The organism is Variovorax sp. 10N432, assembly GCF_056394465.1.
Genome location: NZ_JBFTHX010000100.1, coordinates 1 through 2,804 on the forward strand (window position 1 = coordinate 1; position 2,804 = coordinate 2,804).

Below are 2,804 nucleotides of genomic sequence, written 5' to 3' on the forward strand. Positions count from 1 at the left end.
GGGTGCGCATTTCAGCGATCGTGGACGCTGGTTTCAGCGTGATCGCGGACGGTGTTTCAAGGTGATCGTGGACGATCACGGAAGCACGCGAGTGAAGGGGTTCATGGTATCTCAGTCGTCCATGATCTTGGTGAAGCGCCGGGCGTTGTCCACGCCGGCGAGCATCGCCGGGGTGGTCAACGCGGCGCCGAAGGCGGTGTGGATAGGCCTCTCTACAGCGCAGGCTTGTCCACGGCGGCGGGCGTCGCTTGCGACGAACGACCGCCGCGGTGGGCAAGCCGTGTTCGGCGCGACGGCGGTGGCGCTGCACGAACTGCGCGAAGCGGTCATGGCATCACCTGCTTTCTGCGCATCGACTCGCCCTTGAGCGCGATCTTGTGCGCCGCGTGCACGATGCGGTCCAGGATGGCATCGGCCAGCGTCGGGTCGTTCAGCCATTCGTGCCACGCACTCACTGGCAACTGGCTGGTGATCAGCGTAGCTCGCGTGCCCACGCGGTCGTCCAACAGTTCCAGCAGGTCGTTTCGCTCGGCCGCCGTGACCGGCGCGATCGCGAAGTCATCGATGGCCAGGAGGTCGATGCGCGCCAGTTGTGCAAGGCGCCGCCCGAAGCTGCCGTCTCCATGGGCCACCCGCAGTTCTTCTAGCAGACGGGGTGCCCGCGTGTACAGCACAGTGAAGCCCGAGCGCGCGGCCTGCTGCGCCAGCGCGCACGCCAACCAGGTCTTGCCGACTCCGGTCGCTCCCGTGATCAGGACGCAGCGGCCATGGCGCAGCCAATCGCAGCCGGCCAGCGTGGTGACGAGGCTGCGGTCGAGCCCGCGCGAACCACGCCAGTCGATGTCCTCGATGCAGGCGCTGGCCACCTTGAGCCTGGCCGCCTTGAGCAGGCGGGTCAGGCGCTTGCCGTCGCGCCAGTCGATCTCGCGCTGCACCAGCATCGCCAGGCGCTCCTCAAAGTTCAGTTCGGTCGCCGCCGTGCTGGTGGCCTGGTCGGCCAGTGCGTGGACCATGCCATCCAGGCGCAGGCCGCGCAGCTGATCCAGGGTGTGTTCGTTGAGCAAGGGGTTCTCCTTCGTCAGTGGTAGTAGTCGGGGCCGCGCACGTTGTCGTGCAGCGGCAAGGACGCCTGTGTCGGCTCGGCCGACACCTGCTGGCGATCCAGGCCCGCGGCCAGGATCGAGTTCACGCTTCGATAGGTCGGCGACCGGATCGACAGCGCCCGCGCACAGGCGGCTTCGAGCCGGGCGTCGCCGAACTGGCGTGCCAGACGTTGCAGTCCCAGGCACGCCCGGTAGCCCTGCTCGGGATGCGGGCGGTGCTCCATCTGCCAGCGCACCACGCCGGCCGTGGCCGCGCCGATGCGCTCGCCCCATGCGATGAGCTTGGCGGGGGTCCACTCGCGATGCGCGCGATGCGACGCCGGCATGTGTTCGGCCGTCGTGGTGTGGGCGCCGCGCCGGGCGCTGTACGGGTGAACGGCCACGCGTTGGTTGCCGCTGAGAATCTCCACCGTGGTGGCAGTGACGCGCAGTTCCACCAAGGTGCGCACGAGCCGATGCGGCACGCTGTAGTAGTGGCCATCGAGTTCGATGTGATAGTCGATGTTGACGCGGGCGCGCTTGAAGCGCGCGATCGGCATGCGCGTGGCCGGCAGCGGGCGCAGGGCCTGTTGATCCAGCGCGGTGAAGGCACTTGCGCGGCAGCCGGGCAGCTTCTTGAACGGCCGGGCGTTCAGGTCGGTGAGCAACTCGGCAATGGCAGCGTTGAGTTCGGGCAGGCTGAAGAAGCGCCGGTTGCGAAGGCGCGCCAGGATCCACCTCTCGACCACTTGGACTCCGACTTCGACCTTCGGCTTGTCGCGCGGACGAGCGGGGCGCGCTGGAAGGACCGCCACGTCGTAGTGGTCGCAGAACTCATCGACCAGGCGGTTGACGGTGGGCTCGTAGCGATCGGGCCGCGCGATCAGGGCACGCGGTTGATCGGGAACGATCAGGCGAGGAACGCCCCCACAGAACTCCAACGCGTCGATGATCGAGCCGACCCAGTCGGCTGTGGTCTGCGTCGCGGTGGCACAAGCGTAGGTGAAGTTGGACGCACCCAGCACCGCCACGAAGATCTGGGCGCGCCGGATCTCGCCGCTGGCCGCATCGATCACCGGCACGGTCTGCCCGGCGTAGTCGACGAACAGGCGCTCGCCGGCTGCGTGGGTCTGGCGCATCGAGCGCTTCAGGCTCATGACCCAGGCCCGGTACTTGACGCAGAAGCTTGTGTACTTGTAAGCCGGCTCGCCGCCTTCGCTGTGCCGACGCTGGTACTCCTCCCAAAGCAACTGCAGGGTGACGCCCGGGCGCTTGAGTTCCTGGTGGATCCAGGCGTAGTCGGGCTCGAGCTGGCGACTCGAACGCGGCACGGCCGGCCTGTACAGGCGGGCCTCGAGTTCTTGGTCCGAGAGGGTCTGGGCGACGCCCCAGTCGACGCCGGCGGCGCGCGCCAGCAGCATGAACTTGCCGACGGTTCCCTTGCCGATACCGACGGCGCGGGCGACCTGGGCGTAGCTCAGGTCGGCTTCGAGGTGCAGGCGCAAGACCTGTCGTATCTGTCGCATCGTGATCCTGGTGGTAGGCATGGCAGGCCGAAAAATCGGCCAGCATGCCAACGGTCAAGATCACTCGCGCGCGCCCGGATCGTCCACGATTAGGCTGAAACGTCGTCCACGATCAGCCTGAAACAGCGTCCACGTTCATCTGAAATGACGTCCACGATCGTCTGAAACGGGCGTCCACGATGCCCTGAAATACGCA

The 2,804-nt window shown here is 67.2% G+C and carries 3 protein-coding genes; 1 reads left to right on the forward strand and 2 read right to left on the reverse strand.

The window, feature by feature from the left end:
* Positions 1–367: hypothetical protein (locus AC1DF3_RS36695; RefSeq protein WP_478142770.1), on the forward strand; the 367-nt coding region annotated here is incomplete at its 5' end.
* On the opposite strand, the gene istB is transcribed toward AC1DF3_RS36695, so the two are convergent.
* Positions 327–1,064: an IS21-like element helper ATPase IstB gene (gene istB, locus AC1DF3_RS36700; protein ID WP_478142771.1), complete on the reverse strand. Its 738-nt coding sequence runs from the start codon at positions 1,062–1,064 to the stop codon at positions 327–329. The two genes, AC1DF3_RS36695 and istB, sit on opposite strands and share 41 nt — an antisense overlap.
* A gap of 14 nt (positions 1,065–1,078) precedes the next feature.
* Positions 1,079–2,629, reverse strand: a complete 1,551-nt coding sequence (gene istA, locus AC1DF3_RS36705; protein WP_478142772.1) for an IS21 family transposase — start codon at positions 2,627–2,629, stop codon at positions 1,079–1,081.
* Positions 2,630–2,804 lie beyond the last annotated feature (175 nt).